General features: G+C 44.5%; 18 protein-coding genes. 15 read left to right on the top strand and 3 right to left on the bottom strand.

The genetic code is table 11. The features are described 5' to 3' along the window. Positions 1–155: 155 nt before the first annotated feature. A complete protein-coding gene (locus EMP01_RS07720) occupies positions 156–1199 on the bottom strand; it encodes an endonuclease/exonuclease/phosphatase family protein (protein ID WP_129020933.1) in 1044 nt (347 codons plus the stop codon). 122 nt (positions 1200–1321) lie between these two features. Between EMP01_RS07720 and EMP01_RS07715 the strand changes: the two genes are divergently transcribed. The 9 genes from EMP01_RS07715 (at position 1322) to EMP01_RS07675 (ending at position 11635) form a co-directional block, all read left to right on the top strand. Then, complete coding sequence (locus tag EMP01_RS07715; protein WP_129020932.1) at positions 1322–2557, top strand: ABC transporter permease; 1236 nt, start codon at positions 1322–1324, stop codon at positions 2555–2557. 4 nt (positions 2558–2561) lie between these two features. Then, on the top strand, positions 2562–3500 hold the full coding sequence (locus EMP01_RS07710; protein WP_129020931.1) for a hypothetical protein: 939 nt from the start codon (positions 2562–2564) through the stop codon (positions 3498–3500). Positions 3501–3519: 19 nt separating this feature from the next. After that, entirely contained in the window at positions 3520–3870 is a 351-nt protein-coding gene (locus EMP01_RS07705) for a translation initiation factor (protein WP_129020930.1), read from the top strand. Between the two features lie 3 nt (positions 3871–3873). Beyond that, on the top strand, positions 3874–4215 hold the full coding sequence (locus tag EMP01_RS07700; protein ID WP_129020929.1) for an MmcQ/YjbR family DNA-binding protein: 342 nt from the start codon (positions 3874–3876) through the stop codon (positions 4213–4215). 104 nt (positions 4216–4319) lie between these two features. Further along, complete coding sequence (gene rpmI, locus EMP01_RS07695; RefSeq protein WP_129020928.1) at positions 4320–4517, top strand: 50S ribosomal protein L35; 198 nt, start codon at positions 4320–4322, stop codon at positions 4515–4517. Positions 4518–4593: 76 nt separating this feature from the next. Beyond that, positions 4594–4938 (top strand): 50S ribosomal protein L20, encoded by a 345-nt coding sequence (gene rplT / locus EMP01_RS07690; protein ID WP_129020927.1) that lies wholly within the window; start codon positions 4594–4596, stop codon positions 4936–4938. Positions 4939–5014: 76 nt separating this feature from the next. Beyond that, a complete protein-coding gene (gene rplS / locus EMP01_RS07685; protein ID WP_129020926.1) occupies positions 5015–5383 on the top strand; it encodes a 50S ribosomal protein L19 in 369 nt (122 codons plus the stop codon). 125 nt (positions 5384–5508) lie between these two features. Continuing rightward, the gene (locus EMP01_RS07680) at positions 5509–7605 is read left to right on the top strand and encodes a gliding motility-associated C-terminal domain-containing protein (protein ID WP_129020925.1); all 2097 of its coding nucleotides are present in this window, start codon (positions 5509–5511) and stop codon (positions 7603–7605) included. 124 nt (positions 7606–7729) lie between these two features. Continuing rightward, complete coding sequence (locus EMP01_RS07675; protein WP_129020924.1) at positions 7730–11635, top strand: GEVED domain-containing protein; 3906 nt, start codon at positions 7730–7732, stop codon at positions 11633–11635. Between the two features lie 90 nt (positions 11636–11725). Here the strand turns inward: EMP01_RS07675 and EMP01_RS07670 are convergent, their stop codons facing one another. Further along, positions 11726–12316 (bottom strand): hypothetical protein, encoded by a 591-nt coding sequence (locus EMP01_RS07670; RefSeq protein ID WP_129020923.1) that lies wholly within the window; start codon positions 12314–12316, stop codon positions 11726–11728. Between the two features lie 150 nt (positions 12317–12466). On the opposite strand from EMP01_RS07670, the gene EMP01_RS07665 reads away from it, so the two are divergent. Together EMP01_RS07665 and EMP01_RS07660 are read left to right on the top strand one after the other, a co-directional pair. Further along, positions 12467–13303 carry an SDR family NAD(P)-dependent oxidoreductase gene (locus EMP01_RS07665; protein WP_129020922.1) on the top strand — a complete coding sequence of 279 codons (837 nt, stop codon included), beginning with the start codon at positions 12467–12469 and terminating at the stop codon, positions 13301–13303. A 2-nt stretch (positions 13304–13305) separates the two neighbouring features. After that, positions 13306–14697: an AMP-binding protein gene (locus EMP01_RS07660; protein WP_129020921.1), complete on the top strand. Its 1392-nt coding sequence runs from the start codon at positions 13306–13308 to the stop codon at positions 14695–14697. A 45-nt stretch (positions 14698–14742) separates the two neighbouring features. Here EMP01_RS07660 and EMP01_RS07655 read toward each other — a convergent pair whose 3' ends face one another. Beyond that, positions 14743–15222 (bottom strand): hypothetical protein, encoded by a 480-nt coding sequence (locus EMP01_RS07655; RefSeq protein WP_129020920.1) that lies wholly within the window; start codon positions 15220–15222, stop codon positions 14743–14745. Positions 15223–15387: 165 nt separating this feature from the next. On the opposite strand from EMP01_RS07655, the gene EMP01_RS07650 reads away from it, so the two are divergent. From EMP01_RS07650 to EMP01_RS07635, 4 genes are all read left to right on the top strand, one after another. Next, entirely contained in the window at positions 15388–15744 is a 357-nt protein-coding gene (locus EMP01_RS07650; protein WP_129020919.1) for a bleomycin resistance protein, read from the top strand. 104 nt (positions 15745–15848) lie between these two features. Further along, positions 15849–16682 carry a dihydropteroate synthase gene (folP, locus tag EMP01_RS07645; RefSeq protein WP_129020918.1) on the top strand — a complete coding sequence of 278 codons (834 nt, stop codon included), beginning with the start codon at positions 15849–15851 and terminating at the stop codon, positions 16680–16682. Positions 16683–16741: 59 nt separating this feature from the next. Further along, on the top strand, positions 16742–17104 hold the full coding sequence (locus EMP01_RS07640; protein ID WP_129020917.1) for a hypothetical protein: 363 nt from the start codon (positions 16742–16744) through the stop codon (positions 17102–17104). Between the two features lie 312 nt (positions 17105–17416). Then, positions 17417–18466, top strand: a complete 1050-nt coding sequence (locus EMP01_RS07635; RefSeq protein WP_161971254.1) for a glycosyltransferase family 2 protein — start codon at positions 17417–17419, stop codon at positions 18464–18466. The last annotated feature ends 8 nt before the right edge of the window (positions 18467–18474 follow it).

Below are 18474 nucleotides of genomic sequence, written 5' to 3'. Positions count from 1 at the left end.
AACTAATTGCTTTAGGTATTTCTATAAAATGTAAAAACAAATCGAGGCCAAAGATACGGACAAATTGGCTATAATGCTGTACTAAAGTATTATGGTGTACTGCCCGGACAGTACACCATAATACAATTGCTATATAATCTTATTGCAATCCTATTTTAAGGCTGCACTTCCTTGATCAGGTAAATATAGGTCGGAAAGTGGTCGGCATAACCATCGATCCATACTCCGTTGGAGAAGGAACGATGCGGATATCCCTTATAACGCCCGAAATTACTGATGAGATAAGCTGGTTTGAAAATCTCGGCCTTATAAAAAGACCAGCCAGCATTTTTCTTATTTATCAATCCGTAGGAAAGAATGATCTGATCGAACAGGTTCCAGGAGTCACCATAGCCCAGGGTACCAATACCTTTTTTGAAGAAGGACATCCATGGGTTGTACATGCCGCCAGGTTTTATCTTATCCTTATCGCCACCAGCGCCGATGATCTCGGCTACACTTGGGCTTACCGGATCATCATTAAGATCTCCCATCAGGATCACTCTAGCATTAGGATTCTCTGCGACTTTCTTATCTATAATGGCTTTACAGACGCTGGCCGCTTTCTGTCTTTTCCAGGCAGAGGCCGCTTCACCACCACTACGGGAAGGCCAGTGGTTTACGAATACCGTAACGGTATCTCCGCCCAGGATGCCGGTTACATGCAGGATATCACGGGTATATTGCTGCTTGCCGTTTTCTTTAATATCTACAAATAATGCTTCTGCATCCAGCACTTTGAACAAACGAGGATTATAGAGCATACCCACATCTACCCCACGGGCATCTGGCGATTCGAAATGAACGATCTTCCAGCCCCGGTCTTTCAGTTTGGGCTGCTGGAGCAGGTCCTGCAAAACTCTTTTATTTTCAATCTCCGCCACACCGATCAGCGCAGGGCCTTCCGGTATCTTTTCTGTTGCGATCTCAGATAATACACGGGACATATTCTGCAATTTCTTGGCATAAATGGCTTCTGTATAGTGATTAGCACCGGTCGGGGTAAACTCTTCGTCAAACTTTTTAGGATCATCTTCAGTATCGAAAAGATTCTCCAGGTTATAAAAGGCAACGGCACTGATCTGATAATCTTTCTTTTGGGCATAATCAGTATGGGTCATACCCAAACAGATGAGTAAAGAAAGGGCTGCTTTTTTCATTTATCTCAATATTTTAAAACGATCAGCAAAGCAAGAAAAAACAAACGGATTAGAAAAATGTTTAGAAAAAATTAATGACAGCATAACACTTTACCTTATTTTTGTCTCAAACACACCCTGCATTGAATACAGCATATTTCATTGCCGCTAAAATAGCCCGGAACAAACAATCGACCTTTTCATCGTTCATCATCCGCCTTGCGACTGCTGCTACTATACTGAGTGTAGCGGTGATGATCATGGCAGTGGCTATCGTTCAGGGATTCAAAACTACGATCCGGGACAAGATGTTTATCTTCTGGGGACATGCACAGGTGACACTTTTTGACCCTAACCCCAGCGCGCAGGTTGCCAGTAAGCCCTTCCGAAAAGATCCTGCACTTTTACAACAGATCCGCAGCCACAAAGGCATTCAGGCGGTATATCCTTATATTGTAAAGCCGGGAATCATAAAGGCAAATAACAGCCTGGAGGGTATAAAACTAAAAGGCGTAGAAGCTAATTATCCGCTGAAAAGCAATACAGCGATCGGCTTCTCCGGAAGGCCGATACAGTTTCCGGATTCCGGTTATGCACAGGAGATCATCCTGTCTCAATCTACAATGGACCGGCTCAGGTTAAAGATCGGCGGCACAGTGCTGGTTGTATTCTTTGATCCGGAATCGGAAGTACCTCCCGTACGTAAACTGACGGTGGTGGGCACTTACCATACGGGAATGGAGGAAATAGACAAGAGCTTTGGCATATGCGATATTCGCCTGCTGAGGAGGGTAAGTAACTGGGCGGCTGATGACATCAGTGCAATACAGATAAACATGACCGATTACAGAACGGCGCAACAGACCGGTGAGGACATTTACCAATCTTATCTGCAACCACCGATGTCTGTATCTACGATCAAAGATATCTATCCGTTTATCTTTTCCTGGCTTGACTTTCAGAATGTCAATACCCGTATTATCCTGATCATTATGGGCCTTGTTGCCGCGATTAATATGGCTACGGCACTGCTTATTTTTATCCTGGAGCGTACACATATGATTGGTGTGCTTAAAGCGCTGGGTATGTCTAATGCAGCCATACAGCGGACTTTTAGTTACCATGCTGCCCGCATTGCGCTGAAAGGGGTTTTATGGGGCACTTTGCTGGGTGTCGGTTTATGCCTGCTCCAGCAATACACACACCTGATACAGCTCAACGAAAATACCTATTACATGAAGGCCGCCCCTATAGAACTCAAATGGTGGTATGTGGTACTGATTGACCTGGGAACGCTGATTTTCTGTACCCTGATCATGATATTGCCCAGCCTGATTGTAAGAAAAGTAAATATTGTACAAGCCCTAAGATTCCGCTAATCAAATGTCTGCACTCCGCTCTATACGCATTATCCCTTCTGCCGGACTGGATACCGCCCGCTGGGACACTTGTGTGTGGCAGGATGAGCAGGCGAAGGTGTATAACTACAGTAATTACCTGGACGCATTTGCCCCGGAATGGCAGGGGCTGATATTAGGCAATTATGAGGCCTGCCTGCCCCTGCCCGTATACCGGCGGCTGAACGCCCGTTGGCTGCAGATGCCGGCCTTTATACAACAGTTTCATCTTTCTGTCGGAGAAGGTATCGTTTCCCCGGCAGAACGGCTGGCCATTACGGAGGCTATACGATCACACTTTAAGCTGATCCGTTACTGCTGTAGTGAAAACAGCCTGGACATAAATGCCACCAGGCAAAGAACCAATTTTGTGCTTCCGCTGCACCGCTCCTATGAGGTATTGCATGAAGGCTTTACCAAAAGTGGGAAAAAGAATATCAGGAAGGCACTAGATGAGTCGTTGCATATCACAGAAGGCATTCCTATAGCTTCTGTTGTCGCTCTATACCAGGCCGCTTATGGCTCGCTAAACCAGCTGCACGATAAAAGCTATGCCAGTTTTGACCGGCTGATGCAGCAGCACAGTAGTCATTTCCGTTGTCGTACCTTCGGTGTATATAATGCGGCCGGCAGCCTGGTGTTTGCAGCACTGCTGATACAGGACCGTCACGCGCTTTATTATGTACTGGGCGCTCCTAATGAGGAGGGACGCAAGGCAAGGGCCACCTATTTCTTCATTAACGCTATCATTAAGCAACATGCCGGCATGCCCCTTAAACTGGACTTCGAAGGCTCCGATCTGAAGAATGTTGCCGATTTTTATCTTAGCTTTGGGCCGCAGACGGAATATTACAATCTGCTGCAGGAGCAACATTACCGTTTCCCGGTGAGGAGTATCATCTCCCGACTTACCGGTATTGACTGACCGATTTAAACAATTTAGCATGAGTAAGCAAAAGAAACTGGGATTGTCGGATCTGGGTGGACTGGTTTTCTCGACCAACCCGGAGGCGATGCAATCCGAACCGGAAGAACATATTGATACGCTGGAGCCCGCACAACAAAAGCTGCGTGTGCTCCTGGATAAAAAACAAAGAGCCGGCAAGGTTGTAACGCTGGTAGAAGGTTTTGCCGGTAATGAAGAAGATTTTCAGGCACTGGCCAAAAAACTAAAGACCAAATGCGGGACCGGTGGCAGTGCTAAAGATTGGGTGATCCTGATCCAGGGAGACTATAAGCAAAAGATTGCGCAATGGCTGCTTGAATGGGGTTATACAAAAACTAAAACGGTATAAATTATGGATATAGAATCCATCAGATCATTTTGCCTGAGCCAGGAAAATGTAACGGAAAGCTTCCCTTTCGGAGCAGAAACGTTGGTATTTAAAGCCAATGAGAAGATATTTCTGTTACTGGCGCTGGATGAACAGCCGGCACGCATCAATGTAAAATGCGATCCGGACCGGGCCATTGAACTCAGGGAATCCTGCAGTTCTGTGCTGCCCGGATACCATATGAACAAGAAGCACTGGAACACCATAATAATGGATGGAGCACTGGATAATGCCGCTGTAAAGAGCGAAATTCTCCACTCTTATCAACTGGTTACGGCCAAAAAATCAAAACCAAAAAAATCTTAATGCATGACCATATTGCATTAGGAGCGGTTTATAGGAAATTATTTTAAAAAAATATTGTTAGTAGAAAATATTATCATACCTTTGCCATCCGAAATTTGAATATTATGCCAAAAGTTAAAACACATTCACGGGCTAAAAAGACTTTTAAAATCACTGGTACCGGCAAAATCCGCCGTTTCAAAGCATACAAAAGTCACCTTTTAACAAAAAAATCAACTAAGCGTAAACGTCACTTACGTGGTAGCACTGAGATTCACTCTGCTAACCTGCCACTGGTTAAGAGAATGTTGAACTTACGTTAAGCCCCATTTTTCCCTCTGTAAAAGAGGTATGTTATTAAATTACATTATTTAAAACAGCATTTTAATTTTATAAATTATGCCACGTTCAGTAAATGCAGTTGCATCACGTGCAAGAAGAAAAAGAATCCTAAAACAGGCGAAAGGATTCTACGGTAAGCGTAAAAACGTTTATACCGTTGCCAAAAACGTATTAGAGAAAGGTTTAGGCTACAAATATGTAGGTCGTAAACTGAAAAAGCGCAGCTATCGCGGCTTGTGGATCGCACGTATCAACGCTGCCGTTCGTGAAGAAGGTCTGAGCTATTCCGTTTTCATGCATAAATTAAATGAAAAAGGAATCAACCTGAACAGAAAAGTTTTGGCTGACTTAGCTATGAATCAACCAGAAAGCTTTAAAAGCTTAGTAGCTGAGGTTAAATAAATAATTCTTGTATGGCGAGCTGTTGTAAAATAGTTCGTACATACTGTTTGATGTTCATCAATAAATATAATTTAAAATGGAAGCAGCAATTGCATTTATCCACGAACAATTAACTACAAAGAAAGAAGTTCCTGCATTCAAAGCTGGTGACAATATCACAGTTAATTATAAAATCATTGAAGGTACTAAAGAGCGTATCCAATCGTTCAAAGGTGACGTAATCAAACGTCAGGGTACTGGTGCTACGGCAACATTCACTGTTCGTAAAATTTCTGACGGTGTTGGTGTTGAGCGTTTATTCCCTATCTTATCTCCAAACATCGAGTCTATCGTTGTTAACAAAAGAGGTCGCGTACGTCGTGCGAAACTGTACTACCAACGTGAGCGTTTCGGTAAAGCAGCACGTATCAAAGAAAAACGTATGGCTGTTGTTGCCAAAAAATAATTATACCGCTTCTAAGCGTGTTTATAAAAAACCGGATTCTGTACAGAGTCCGGTTTTTTATTTTTCATAACAGCAAACCAACCGGGCAGAACCTCCTGTCTTTGAAGGTAATATCGATATTCTTCATGACAAGCCCTAAACCATTCTATCTCAGATTATTATTGCTGTGCTGCTCCTTTATTGCCCCTGCTGCAACAAACCTCTTTTCCCAGGGTCAGGATAATATATGGATCTTTGGAGACCACCACGGACTTGATTTTAACTCCGGTGCGCCGGTAATCGTTTACAATACGCCACTCGCCTCCTCAGAATCCGCGGCCTCTGTCTGCGATGAGAATGGAAACCTGCTCTTCTACTCCAACAGTGAGTCGGTATGGAACCGTAATGGCAATGTTATGCCCAATGGTGCCGGCATCATTGGCTATACTTCGGGAGGATCTACCTCCCAGGGTACCGGTATTGTACAATCTATTGCCAATCCCAACCAGTATTACCTCTTTACTATGGAAGACATGGCTTACCAGCAATATTACAATGGCACTCCTACCCTGCGCTACAGCGTCATAGATATGAGCCTGAACGGCGGACTGGGAGATGTAATGCCGGGCCAGAAAAACATCGTGCTGGAAACACATATATCTGAGCAGATGGCCATCCTTCCCCTGGATAACTGTGAGGGTTACTGGTTGGTTGTACGCAACTATAGTACCCAAGAATATAAAGCTTATAAAATTAATGCCACTGGTATTCACCCGCCTGTAGCCAGTCCGCATGACCCTGCCATGGGGGTACATCTTACACAGGGACTGCAGAGCAACGGTGGCGAGATGAAGTTCAACCCTGCGGGTACAATCATTGCCTGGATGAACTTTCAAACACATTTAATGGAAATGGGTACATTTGACCGGAATACGGGTCTGATCAGCAACCGCATTACCATTAACACTACCTGGTGGGGACCGGGAACGGGCAACTATGGTATAGAATTTTCACCCGACGGGTCTAAGTTCTATCTTCCGGGTGGCTCTTATTACATCAGGCAGTATGATGCCAGTCTGTATCCCAATGCAGCGGCTATTGAGGCTTCTAAGATAGAGCTGATTCCGAATGGAGGCAGCAACCGTAAGTTTATGGGCACCCGCCTGGGCCCGGATGGAAAAATCTATATCAATACCTCAACCATTAACTATGCCGATCATACCCTTACAGTGATCAACAACCCTAATGCCACTGGTAATGCCTGTAATCTGGTACAGGATGCCATTTTAATGCCCTGGACCAACGGGCAGTCCAACTCAATGGGGCTGAAAGCAGCTGTCCGCAAGCAAGACATTGCATATTACACGCATAACGATGCGATCTGCGCCCCCCTGACGATGACAGCAGGTGCCAATGCAAATAGCTATACCTGGAATACCGGAGCTACGACGGCATCTATTACAACTGCGACACCGGGAACCTATTGGGTCAAAAGCCAGTCTCCCTGTGCAGTACGCATTGACACCTTCCATATTACCAGGCTGAATGAGGCTGCGGCCAATATACTGGGTGATGATAAAGCGATCTGCCCGGGTGCCAATCTTACCCTGAATGCCAGTACTGCGGGGGCGAGCTATGTGTGGCAGGATGGAAGTACCCAAGCTACTTTTGTAGCGAGCCAGCCCGGACAATATATTGTACAGATTACCAAAAACGGTTGTACCATTTCCGATACGGTGAATATTTATAACAGTTCGGATTACCTGAGTGTGCTGAAGTCCGACACCACAATCTGCCAGAGTACCAGTGTAACCATTCCGGTAGAAACTACTCTTCCAGAATACCAATGGGACAACGGTGTTGTATCTGCACCACTGACTGTATCTGCTGCAGGAACCTATATCGTTACGGCAAATTCTCCTTGTGGCATATTGAAAGACACGATAACCGTAAAAACGATAGATTGTGACTGCGTGCCGATGCTGCCGAATGCCTTTACGCCCAATGGTGACGGCCGTAATGATCTGTTCGAAGCAAAGGCAAGATGTGCCGTAAAACTGGTGCAAATGACGGTTTACAACCGATACGGACAAAGAATATTTGAGAGTAACGGCATTAAAGGCTGGGACGGAAATTTCAAAGGCAAAAAAGCGGAAACAGGTGTATATTGTTATTACCTGACGTACACAGACCAACTAGGAAAAACGGCGACACTTAAGGGCGATGTAACATTACTTCGCTAAAACCAAATATACTTCTCTGTATCTTACCGAACCTCATTTACGGCCAAACACTTGCATTTCATCCGAATAAAAAGTAAATTCACGCGTTAAAACAATTCAATTACTTACCTTAAATAACAGCAAGATGAAGTTTAATTTTTACCCCTCCATCAGTGGACGACCCTGGTACGCTCCACTATTGTTACTAATGGTGTCGCTCGGCCTTGCCGGACGATCCAGTGCTCAGGCTCCGTACTGTAGCATTACCTATGCCAACCAATGTACTACATGGGGCGTTAATCAGGTTACCATTGGTACATTTACCCACAGTCCTGCATGTAACAGCACTACGAAATACCAGGATTACACCACTCAGAACATACCTATGACTGCTGGTGTAGCGACCAATGTAAGCCTTTCTTCATTAGGCTACTGCGGTGTAGGACTTGCGGTCGATTTCAATAATGACAATGATTTTGAAGATGCAGGTGAGCTGCTCTTTACCCCAAACTATGATGCCAGTGCAAGCACTATTGCATACACGGGCAGTATTACCATTCCGCCATCAGTAGCAGCCGGTAACTACCGTTTACGTATCTGGGGCAGAGGGGGTAACTCAGGCGGTCCTAATAACGGACTGGTACCTTGCGGCACCGGTTATGGTTATGGCCGGTACATGGATTATAAACTTGTTGTGACCAATGCCGCTACCTGTTTACCTCCATCCAACATTACATCTGTACCTACATCAAACTCTGCTGCGATCAGCTGGACTGCTTCTACATCTAACCCTGCAAACTACAGATGGTTAGTGGTAGCAGATGGTGCTAACCCTAATACTGCACCTGCTGTAGCAACCGGTACCACTACAGGTACAAGTGTAAATGCTACAGGTCTGGCTTCTTCTACGCCTTACGATGCGTATGTAAAATCTTTATGTTCTGCATCTGACAGTAGTGCATGGAACCTTGTGAATGACTTTACTACCTTATGTGGTGGTAATCCTGGCGTTGGTGTGGCTTCTTCTTCTGTAGCTACCGTTTGTCCAACGATCAGCTTTAATCTGATCCTGACTGGTATTACCGCTGCACCTGGCATTACATACAAATGGCAATCTGCTGCAGCTGTAGCAGGTCCTTTTGCTGATATTGCAGGTGGTACAACCACAACTTTTGCAACCACACAATCTGCTGCTAGATACTACAGATGTATTGTAAAATGTACGGGCACCGGTGACTCTACAATCTCTAATGTGATCAATGTGGCCTTAACGGCTCCGTCAAGCTGTTATTGTATACCTACCTCTACTACCCCTGCTTCGTATTATATTACCAGCTTCTCTACTACAGGAGGAACAACTAATATTACGAACAACGGTACGGGTAGTGCTTCTTACAATGACTACAGCGCGACTATGTCTGCTTCTGCGCCACTGGGCGGTACGGTAAACTTCTCCCTGACGACCAGCAGCGGCTTTAGTAATCGTGCCATTTATATAGACTGGAACAAAGATGGTGCTTTTGATGAAGTTACCGAAAAAGTGTATTCCGGTATCTACTCTGCTGTTTCTGCCGCTACGGTAACAGGTTCCTTTATGGTGCCATGGACAGCAACAGTAGGCGCGACCCGTATGCGTGTAAGAAATGCATACTATATCAATACAATGAACTCCTGTGGTAACATCCAATATGGTGAAGCTGAAGATTATACCTTCAATGTATTGTCTGTAAGCGGTGTTTGCGTAAACCCGATCAACCTGACAACAAGTGGTATTACCTTTACGGGGGCAACGGTGAACTATGCTGCACCTCCGGTAGGTAATACACCGACAAGCTATATCTATGAACTGCGACTGGATGGTACTGCTCCGGGATCGGGTGCTACCGGTCTGGCAGCAAACGGTACTACCACTGCATTCAGTGTGCCATTTACCAACTTATACCAGGGTACACAATATAGCTTCTATGCACGTACTTTCTGTAGCGTGGGTGACACCAGCAGCTGGACGTCTGTCTCCTTTACGACACTGACCGATACCCTTACTCCGGTATCTCTGAATGGACTGGCCTTTGACGTAATTGCCAATGGCATCGGTAATGCCTCTGCTTCTACCAACAATGATGTGGATGGTGCAGGTTATGCCCTGGTATCTGCCGATTTCCAGGCAACATCCAGCAGTGCCTTCCCTACCCAGTCTATTCCGGTAAGCCGCATTATCCAGAATACATTCAGAAAATACAGACTGAACTCTTATTCTGAGAATAACTCTCTGCGACTGACTGGTACAAACAGTGGTACGGTACGCTTCCTGGCTCCGAAAAGAGCAAATAAAGTGTATGTAATGGGTGTAAGCGGAAGTGGTGCGTCTACGCATACTGCAACGGTTTACTTCAATGATGGTACAACACAAACAGCTACACAAAGCTATCCTGACTGGTTTGCCAGCGGTAACAACGTAGCCTCGACTGTTGGTCGTATTACCATCAGCTCTAATGCTTTAGGTACCGGTGGTCCATACCTGCATGATTCTGCAATTACCATCCTTACGGCTAACCGCAATAAACAAATCGACAGTATCTCTTTTGCACACAGCGGAACCGGTGTGATGAACATCCTGGCGGTGAGCGTGGTACCGAATACCAAACAAACATGTCCTCTGCCAGGCATGCCAACGGCCAGTAACGTAACCTGTGCCGGCGGTACCCTGACCTGGATGGGTAACGGAACCAATACAAACTACCAGGTGAGCTATGGCCCTGCAGGTTATTATGCCAATAATGGTACTATTGTATCGATTACGGGTAGTACCGGCGTGAATACTTACGTGTTCCCTTATATGGGTCCTAACGTAAACTATCAGCTGTATGTACGTACTAACTGTGGCAGTGGTTCTTTCTCTGACTGGGTTGGACCTGTTGATGTGGCGATCCCGAATATCCAGATCACCCCAACATTTACATTACCACAAACATTATGTAGCGGTGCTACAGCGCCTACGCTGCCTACCACATCTACCAATAACATTACCGGTACATGGAACCCGTCTACTGTAAGTAACACCGCAAGTGGTACTTATGTATTTACTCCGGCTCCGAACCAATGTGCGGTTAACGTAACACAGAATATTACGGTAAGCGGTCTGATCACTCCGACCTTTACTGCGGTAGCGCCTCTGTGTAATGGTACTACAGCGCCTTTATTACCTACGACTTCAAACAATGGTATTACCGGAACGTGGGTACCATCTACCATAAGTAACACAGCAAGTGGCAGCTATACCTTTACGCCAACAAGTGGTGCTTCCTGTAACACTACTGCGACAATGAGTGTAACGGTATTACCAACCTCTCAGTATACAGAAACACTGGAGATCTGTTCTGAAGAACTGCCTTATACATGGAACGGTCAATCGGTTGCTACCGGCGGACAAGGTATTGCGACTTACGTAACACCATCTGCCAACGGTTGTGACAGTACGGTAACACTGAACCTGAATGTAACGGCCAGCAGTGATCCAAGTATTTTCATTACCAGAAATCCGAGCGGTACTATTTACTCTGGTGTGACGACAACCTTTACTGCACTGGTAACAGACGGTGGTAGTAACCCACTGGTTAAATGGCGCAAAAACGGCATCGATATTCCTGGTGCTACTGCAGCAACCTGGAGCGGTGTAGCCGGTACAGATTTCTACCACGGAGATGAAATCTCTGCTTATGCAAGTAATTTCAACTTCTGTGCGGCAAATCAGACCGTATACAGTAATGCATTAATGATGTCTATCAACCCGAACGGCATTAAAAATGTACCGAATCGTCCGGGCTTCAAAATGTATCCTAACCCTACTCAGACTTTAATCAATATTGAAGGTCTGATCAAAGGTGATCATTACAGATTATATGATGCCCTGGGCAGAATGCTGGCTGAAGGAGAAACCGATGGCAGCAAAACACTGCAGATCGACCTGAGTGCCTTCGCTCAAGGCATGTACATCATCAAGTTCAACAATAACAATGGCCAGGTATGGCAACAAAAAGTGCAGAAACTGTAAGGTTTTTACTACTTAAATAAGAAAAGGGCTGTCTTTCGACAGCCCTTTTTAATTACTCAATACTCCACTCATAAAGTCTCTTCTTCCGGTCTATCTTCTGTTGCCGTTATTACGATTATCGTTTGTTCTTACAGATTGTTGTGTGTTACCACGTGTTGTACCAGGATTGGTTCTTACCGTATTATGATTACTATTATTACGGTTCTGATACCCCTGACCTTGTCTGTTATTTCCAGCCCAACCATTATTTCCTTTCCATTGGTTATGGTTAGGGTGTCCGGCACTCTGATAATATTTATATTCTTTACTATTACGAATCACAACTTGTGTATGATCGGTTTTGTAACGGGCATATTGTCTGATGTGACTGGCATTGTACTGGTACGGTCTTGGATTGTTGACTACAACCTTATAGGTACGGTACAGATCTATACCACGGTATCTTGAAGGGACGGTATTACTGTATATCCAGGCATTATTTGTCAGAACAATAAACTGTCCTCTGATCACATCATAGTAGCAATTCAGCTCCGGCAGGTAATAAAAATCAACATGATCGTAACCAGTTGGACCCCATCCCGGCTGATTTCCAATATTTACTTGTAATTTTGCCTGTGCCTGTGTTGTTGTTGTACCGATCAGACTAAAAGCAATCGCCAATATCATCATTACCTTTTTCATAATCTCAAATTTTATTGTTCTAAATAAATGTTTGGTATTTTGACTGCATCTGAAGGATTCGTTTAATCAACGTAATCCTCCGGGGGCTTTTTGTCGGTAAACAGGTTGAATATTGCGGTATTCACTATTATCACAGTTTAAAACAAGATTATGTTTCGTCGATTATTGGAAAGTGTGCTGTTTCCTCATAAAAAAATAAATAAAACCAGACTCAACAATGCCATTAATGGCAAAACAATTGTTGTGACCGGGGCCAGTTTTGGCATCGGTTCTGAGCTCTGTTTACTGCTCTCACATTATAATGTGCACCTAGTCCTTGTTGCCCGTACCAGATCTGTGATGGAGGAACTGGCGCAAAAAATTGAAGCCAACGGATCTACTGCAGCCATTATTGCCGCAGACCTGTATGATGACGAACAGATAGAGCAGACCATCAACCAGTTATTGCAACTCGAAAGAATTGACTACTTTATTTCCAATGCGGGCAAATCTATTATGCGTTCCCTGGCAAGGTCTTTAGATCGCTATCATGATATTACCCGTACCAATGCCCTTAATTATCTGACTCCGGCCAGGATGATCCTTGCCCTCACCCCCCTGCTGGCCAAAAGCAAGGGAACGGTGATCAATGTATCCTCCATGATTGTTTTATTGCTACCGGCACCGATGTGGTGTGCCTACCAGGCATCTAAAACAGCTTTTGACAACTGGTTCAGGGGTAACTGGGCAGAATGGAAGCATATGGGCATTACGGCTAAAAGCATTTATTACCCGCTGGTTAAAACCAGGATGATCGCTCCGAATCCAAAGTATGCTAATGCACTGGCCATGGAAGCCGATCAGGCTGCTATCCGTATATGCAGGCTTATATACCGCAACAAGCCCGCACAAAAACCGTGGTGGGGCGTAGCGCCGCAAGCGGCCAGCTTTTTTGGAAAACGCCTTTGGAATAAGTATAGCTATGTCAAGGTATCCTCGAAGGGATAAATATGCAGCTGCACCAGAAAATCAAAAAAGCATATACCCTGCTCCGTTCTGTATCCAGGCACGGGCACAACCTCATCAGCCTGCTCGACAGTGTACGACACAGCAGTGCTGAAGATGCTTTTATTGATGATGGTGAGCAAAAAATCAGCTACCCGGCACTGTATACACAAGCCTTACAAACAGCACATATACTATATCATCAATATCATATTAAGGGCAGGCAAAGAGTACTCCTTGCCTGCCCTAACGGTATTCCTTTTCTGACAATGCTCTTCGCGCTGTCCGCCCTGGGCTGCGACATTGTACTTGCGGGTGCAGCGCTAACCGAAACGACACTTAAAGACCGGCTTGCCGGACAAGCATATGATGCTGTATTGCTGACAGGAACCTACACCTCTTCCCTTCCTGTCAGGGCAATTGACCTGGCCGAAGTCATAAACAATATACCTGCCACAACTCCACGATATGCTGCAGCAGGGCAAACGAGTCACCTGACCGTGCTGAGCAGCGGTTCTCAGGGTCTTCCCCGCCCTTATACAAGAGCAACAAGGGCATGGCGTTATTATCGCCCGTTTCGTGATATATATACACAACTGCAATTGCAGCAGTACCGCAGCACCTATATCGCTGTTCCTTTCTCACATGGTTATGGTCTGGCCGCGGTATTATTATCTATTTTCTTAGAAAAACGTATTTATTGCCATCCGGCTTATGGTTCTGGTCAACTGTATGACGCATCGGAACGGGAGTCTATTGACTGCTGGATTGTCGTGCCCTCTATGATTCCGGCATTATACCGGCATAAAGAACAATTGCTACAGGGTACACAAGCCATTATTTCGGGTGGAGATCAGCTGGAATGTACCTGGGCCAAACAAATCCTATACGATACAGATGTACAACTTTACAACCTGTACGGCACCTCCCAGACTGGTATCTGCGCTATTGCCACAACAGAAATGCTCCGGCACAATCCCGGTACACTGGGTAAACCTATAAAAGGTCTCCGGTACACATTTGTCCACTGTCCGGAACAGGAGGGCAAAGAATTATGGGTAAAATGCACCTGGTCTGCCGGAGAAGCAGGAAGGGAATTTATAGGCACAGGAGATATTATTTCGGTTGATGAGGCGGGCTATTGGCTTTATAAAGGCCGGAAAGATCAGATGCAGGTTATTGGCGGATTAAATGTATACCCGGAAATGATTGCACAGCAGATCAGGAAATTCAGCGCTGTCCAAACAGTGCATGTATTCATTCAGAAAGATGCGGTGCTGAGAAGTCATATCCATGCAAGTATCACCGTGCATCCCGGATTTGATCATGACCTCTTTAAACAATATCTGGCCGATGTGCTCCCCGAATACAGCATTCATACGCATATTACCGACTAATCTTCCAGGGATGCGGGCATTAAAAAAGGTTGTATTGCTACAACCTTACTGTACTCTTGCCATTTTATAATTCCACCGTTCATTGCCAACATATTCGCTTGCTCTCAGATAGTTAGAGGTAATACTACCGATATTCCATACATAATTGGTATTCAGTCTTCCATCATCCAGGTTAAACCGCAATACGTAATTTGTACTGGTACTGGTTACGCCATCTTCGTCATAGTAATAATCTGTATACTCATCTATTCTCCAGTAGCCTGTCAGTCGCTCACCGGTATTGCTGTTTATGGCCGAAATGGTATAATCCCTTTTGAAATCATACGTCCAACCCTCATAATTACGGGTAATGTTTACCGATTGTTGCAGGAAGCCGCTTTTGTGTGTCACCTTCTCAAAGGTCCATTGACCCATTATTTTCTTGTCATAGCTCATAAAAGTATACTTGGTACAAGAGCTTAGACCGGTGATGATGCCTGCTACTACCAGTAGCAAGGCAAGGGTTCTGATAAAATGCTTATTCATAAAATTCAGGGTTTAAAGGGATTATAGTGCATAGATGCCAAAACAAGGAATAGGTTTAATGCCCTGTTAAAAAAATCGGGTTAAGCACCCATTTCCGGATCAGATCCTAATGTCCTCTTTGATGATTTGTACAATTTCTATAAATTGTGTTTAAAACCCCAACCTATGCTCACCACCATTCACCCCAAACTGCCGATGCGTGATAAGGCCGTAACCATAGACTATTATATCAATAAACTGGGCTTCCGGGATTGTGGTGCTGCAGACTATGAGGGTTATTTAATGATAGAAAAGGACAACATTGAACTCCATTTTTTTGAATTCGCAGCACTGGACCCTACAGAAAACTACGGACAGGTATATATCCGCACAAATGATATAGAGGGTTTGTATCAGTCCTTGCTGGACCATGAAGTAGCCATTCACCCTAATGGTCCCTTACAGACAAAACCCTGGGGACAAAAAGAATTTTCATTGCTCGACCCGGACAATAATCTCCTGACTTTCGGGCAAAGTACATAATCAGTACAAATCCCTAAGCCTCCTACACGATATTTGTTTACAAAAACAACTTATACTAAATATTTTCTCCTACGGCCTATCGGCCTAAATCCTACATTTGCAGCATGGTACATACATTAAACTGTGGTGGCCGCTTGCTTACACTGGATCAGCCGCTCGTTATGGGCATCCTGAATGCGACACCGGACTCTTTTTTCACCAAAGGAAAAAACAATTCTGTCGGTGGATTGCTGGATCAGGCTGCGGCTATGCTACAGGCAGGAGCCTCCATCCTGGATATAGGCGGGGTAAGTACGCGTCCAAAGGCAGATCCGGTGAGTGAACAGGAAGAACTGGATCGTGTGGTCCCGGTTATAGAAGCCATATATAAGGCGTTCCCAGAAGCTGTTTTGTCGGTCGATACGTATCGTGCTACGGTAGCCCGTGAGGCGGTGGCGAAGGGTGCTGCTATCGTAAACGATATCAGTGGTGGTACTATGGATGAAGCTATGTTTCAAACCATTGGGGATTTGAAGGTGTCTTATATATTGACACATATCCAGGGCACGCCCAGTAATATGCAACAGCATCCGGAATATGATAATGTACTGACTGCTGTTATGGATTTCTTTACAGAGCGTATCACTACCCTGGAGCAATATGGTGTTAAAGACATTGTGCTTGATGTGGGATTCGGTTTTGGCAAGACTATGAAACACAATTATACCCTGCTGAAGCATATGGAAGCATTCCGTATACTGAACAAACCGGTGCTTATGGGTGTTTCGAGAAAGTCGATGATATACAGAGCGCTGGATACAGATACAGAACATGCGCTGAATGGAACAAGTGTTTTACATGCCTGGGGATTGTCGAATGGTGCGGATATTTTGCGGGTGCATGATGTACGGGAAGCGGCAGAAGTCGTTAAATTATACCATCATTTACAGCAATATTAAATAAACGATACATTTTTTATAAATTAATTTTATATTTGAGAACTTAAAAACTAATAATCATGAATATCAGAATTGCTCTTATCGCCTTGTCACTGACCCTGGGCGGTTATACACAAAGCATAGCACAACAAAATAATACTGCTGCAACAGCTACTGTGAGTAAATCTTCATTCACTGCTAATATCACTGCTTACGAGCAGGCAAACGGCGCAAACAGTGATGCTGCTTTAAAAACATTGCAAAGCCAGATGCGTACCGCAATTGCGGCAGCAAAAAGCGAGCTGAGTCAGGGGCCAAACGCTACAGTAGAGGCGAAAATGCAAAGCCGTATAAACAAGTATAATACAGTAGTACAAAAAGCAAAAGCAAATGACAAAAGCGGTGCTATCACTGCCCTGAGAGCCTTTGCAGATACTCTGTAAAAATTATTTTACAAAACAGTTGTAGATTGAATCTATTTCTATTAATTTTGCGTGGAATTATTTAGAAATTTATAACATAATGGATCAGAACCATAACACAAATAAAGAAGAGCTTTTAGATAACGATTTGGATATTCAATTAGATAAGCCAAACACGTCCAGATTCTTCTTCGTATTAGGCTTTCTTGGGTTTTTCATTTTCGCATGGTCAGGTTGTTACAACCTGTACAAGCATAAATTTGTAAATCAGAAAGACAACGTTCCTGTTAACGAAAGTTCTTTATACGAGCCTAAGTATAAATAAGACCCATTGTGATCGTTTGTGAATCCAGCACTGCAGTAGTCATTCTTAGCTACAATAGTATAGCGTGGCACAAACTGTTTTTACCTAAAATTATTGAACAGTCGGCATCAGGTTATGATGTCATAGTTGTAGATCATGCTTCACCGGACAATACGTCTGAATTTATTCAGCACGAATTTCCTTCGGTGAAGCTGATTTGTTTAACAGAGAATCATGGCTTTGCATGGGGATATGCCCAGGCCCTGAAGCAAATTCAGGCCGAATATTATGTCCTGCTCAGCTCTGACTTTGAAGTTACAGACAACTGGTTCCCCCCATTGTTGCAGGCCATGCAGCAATACCCTTCTCTGGCTGCCTGCCAGCCGAAAATCCGCTTCTGGAAAGATCGTCCCTATTTTGAATACGCCGGTGCAGCCGGTGGCTTCATGGATAAATGGGGTTATATGTTCTGTCGCGGACGTATTTTCAGCACTTTGGAGCAGGATCACCATCAGTATGACAATGACATAGAAGTATTCTGGGCCAGTGGCGGTTGCCTGATGGTCAATGCACAGAAATACCATGAAGTAGGCGGCCTGGATGCAGATCTATATGCCCATATGGAAGAGATTGACCTCTGCTGGAGGCTGAAAAATGCCGGTTACCGCATCGGTGCCATCGGCGGTTCAACTGTATTCCATGTAGGAGGCAGCATTATCTCTTATGGCAGCCCGCAGAAAACCTATTACAATTTCCGCAACAACCTTGTCTTACTTCTGAAAAACGAAAAGGCTTCCCGCCTCTTCTGGCTCATTCCGCTCCGCCTGGTGCTGGATGGAGTCGCCTGTCTGCCATTTTTATTAAAAGGAGATGTTAAAAATATCTGGGCTGTAGCCAAGGCACATTTTCATTTTTACGGCAGCTTCGGTAAGTGGTTCAAAAAGCGGAAAGCCGCACAACAATTGATAAAAAACCGAAATACAACCGGTATCCATCCCCACAGTATTGTAGCACAATATTTTATAAAAGGGCTCAAAACTTTTGATAAAATTAACGCCGATACGACAACATTAAGTTAACAAATTAT

Origin of the sequence: Edaphocola flava (assembly GCF_004118155.1) — a bacterium.
GTDB classification, from domain to species: Bacteria; Bacteroidota; Bacteroidia; order Chitinophagales; family Chitinophagaceae; genus Edaphocola; species Edaphocola flava.
This window is presented reverse-complemented; position numbering and strand designations above follow the sequence as displayed.

Coding starts and splice junctions, on each gene's coding strand:
- EMP01_RS07720 (WP_129020933.1), bottom strand. CDS start 1,199: ATGAAAAAAGCAGCCCTTTCTTTACTCATCTGTTTGGGTATGACCCAT.
- EMP01_RS07710 (WP_129020931.1), top strand. CDS start 2,562: ATGTCTGCACTCCGCTCTATACGCATTATCCCTTCTGCCGGACTGGAT.
- EMP01_RS07705 (WP_129020930.1), top strand. CDS start 3,520: ATGAGTAAGCAAAAGAAACTGGGATTGTCGGATCTGGGTGGACTGGTT.
- EMP01_RS07700 (WP_129020929.1), top strand. CDS start 3,874: ATGGATATAGAATCCATCAGATCATTTTGCCTGAGCCAGGAAAATGTA.
- rpmI (WP_129020928.1), top strand. CDS start 4,320: ATGCCAAAAGTTAAAACACATTCACGGGCTAAAAAGACTTTTAAAATC.
- rplT (WP_129020927.1), top strand. CDS start 4,594: ATGCCACGTTCAGTAAATGCAGTTGCATCACGTGCAAGAAGAAAAAGA.
- rplS (WP_129020926.1), top strand. CDS start 5,015: ATGGAAGCAGCAATTGCATTTATCCACGAACAATTAACTACAAAGAAA.
- EMP01_RS07680 (WP_129020925.1), top strand. CDS start 5,509: ATGACAAGCCCTAAACCATTCTATCTCAGATTATTATTGCTGTGCTGC.
- EMP01_RS07675 (WP_129020924.1), top strand. CDS start 7,730: ATGAAGTTTAATTTTTACCCCTCCATCAGTGGACGACCCTGGTACGCT.
- EMP01_RS07670 (WP_129020923.1), bottom strand. CDS start 12,316: ATGAAAAAGGTAATGATGATATTGGCGATTGCTTTTAGTCTGATCGGT.
- EMP01_RS07665 (WP_129020922.1), top strand. CDS start 12,467: ATGTTTCGTCGATTATTGGAAAGTGTGCTGTTTCCTCATAAAAAAATA.
- EMP01_RS07660 (WP_129020921.1), top strand. CDS start 13,306: ATGCAGCTGCACCAGAAAATCAAAAAAGCATATACCCTGCTCCGTTCT.
- EMP01_RS07655 (WP_129020920.1), bottom strand. CDS start 15,222: ATGAATAAGCATTTTATCAGAACCCTTGCCTTGCTACTGGTAGTAGCA.
- EMP01_RS07650 (WP_129020919.1), top strand. CDS start 15,388: ATGCTCACCACCATTCACCCCAAACTGCCGATGCGTGATAAGGCCGTA.
- folP (WP_129020918.1), top strand. CDS start 15,849: ATGGTACATACATTAAACTGTGGTGGCCGCTTGCTTACACTGGATCAG.
- EMP01_RS07640 (WP_129020917.1), top strand. CDS start 16,742: ATGAATATCAGAATTGCTCTTATCGCCTTGTCACTGACCCTGGGCGGT.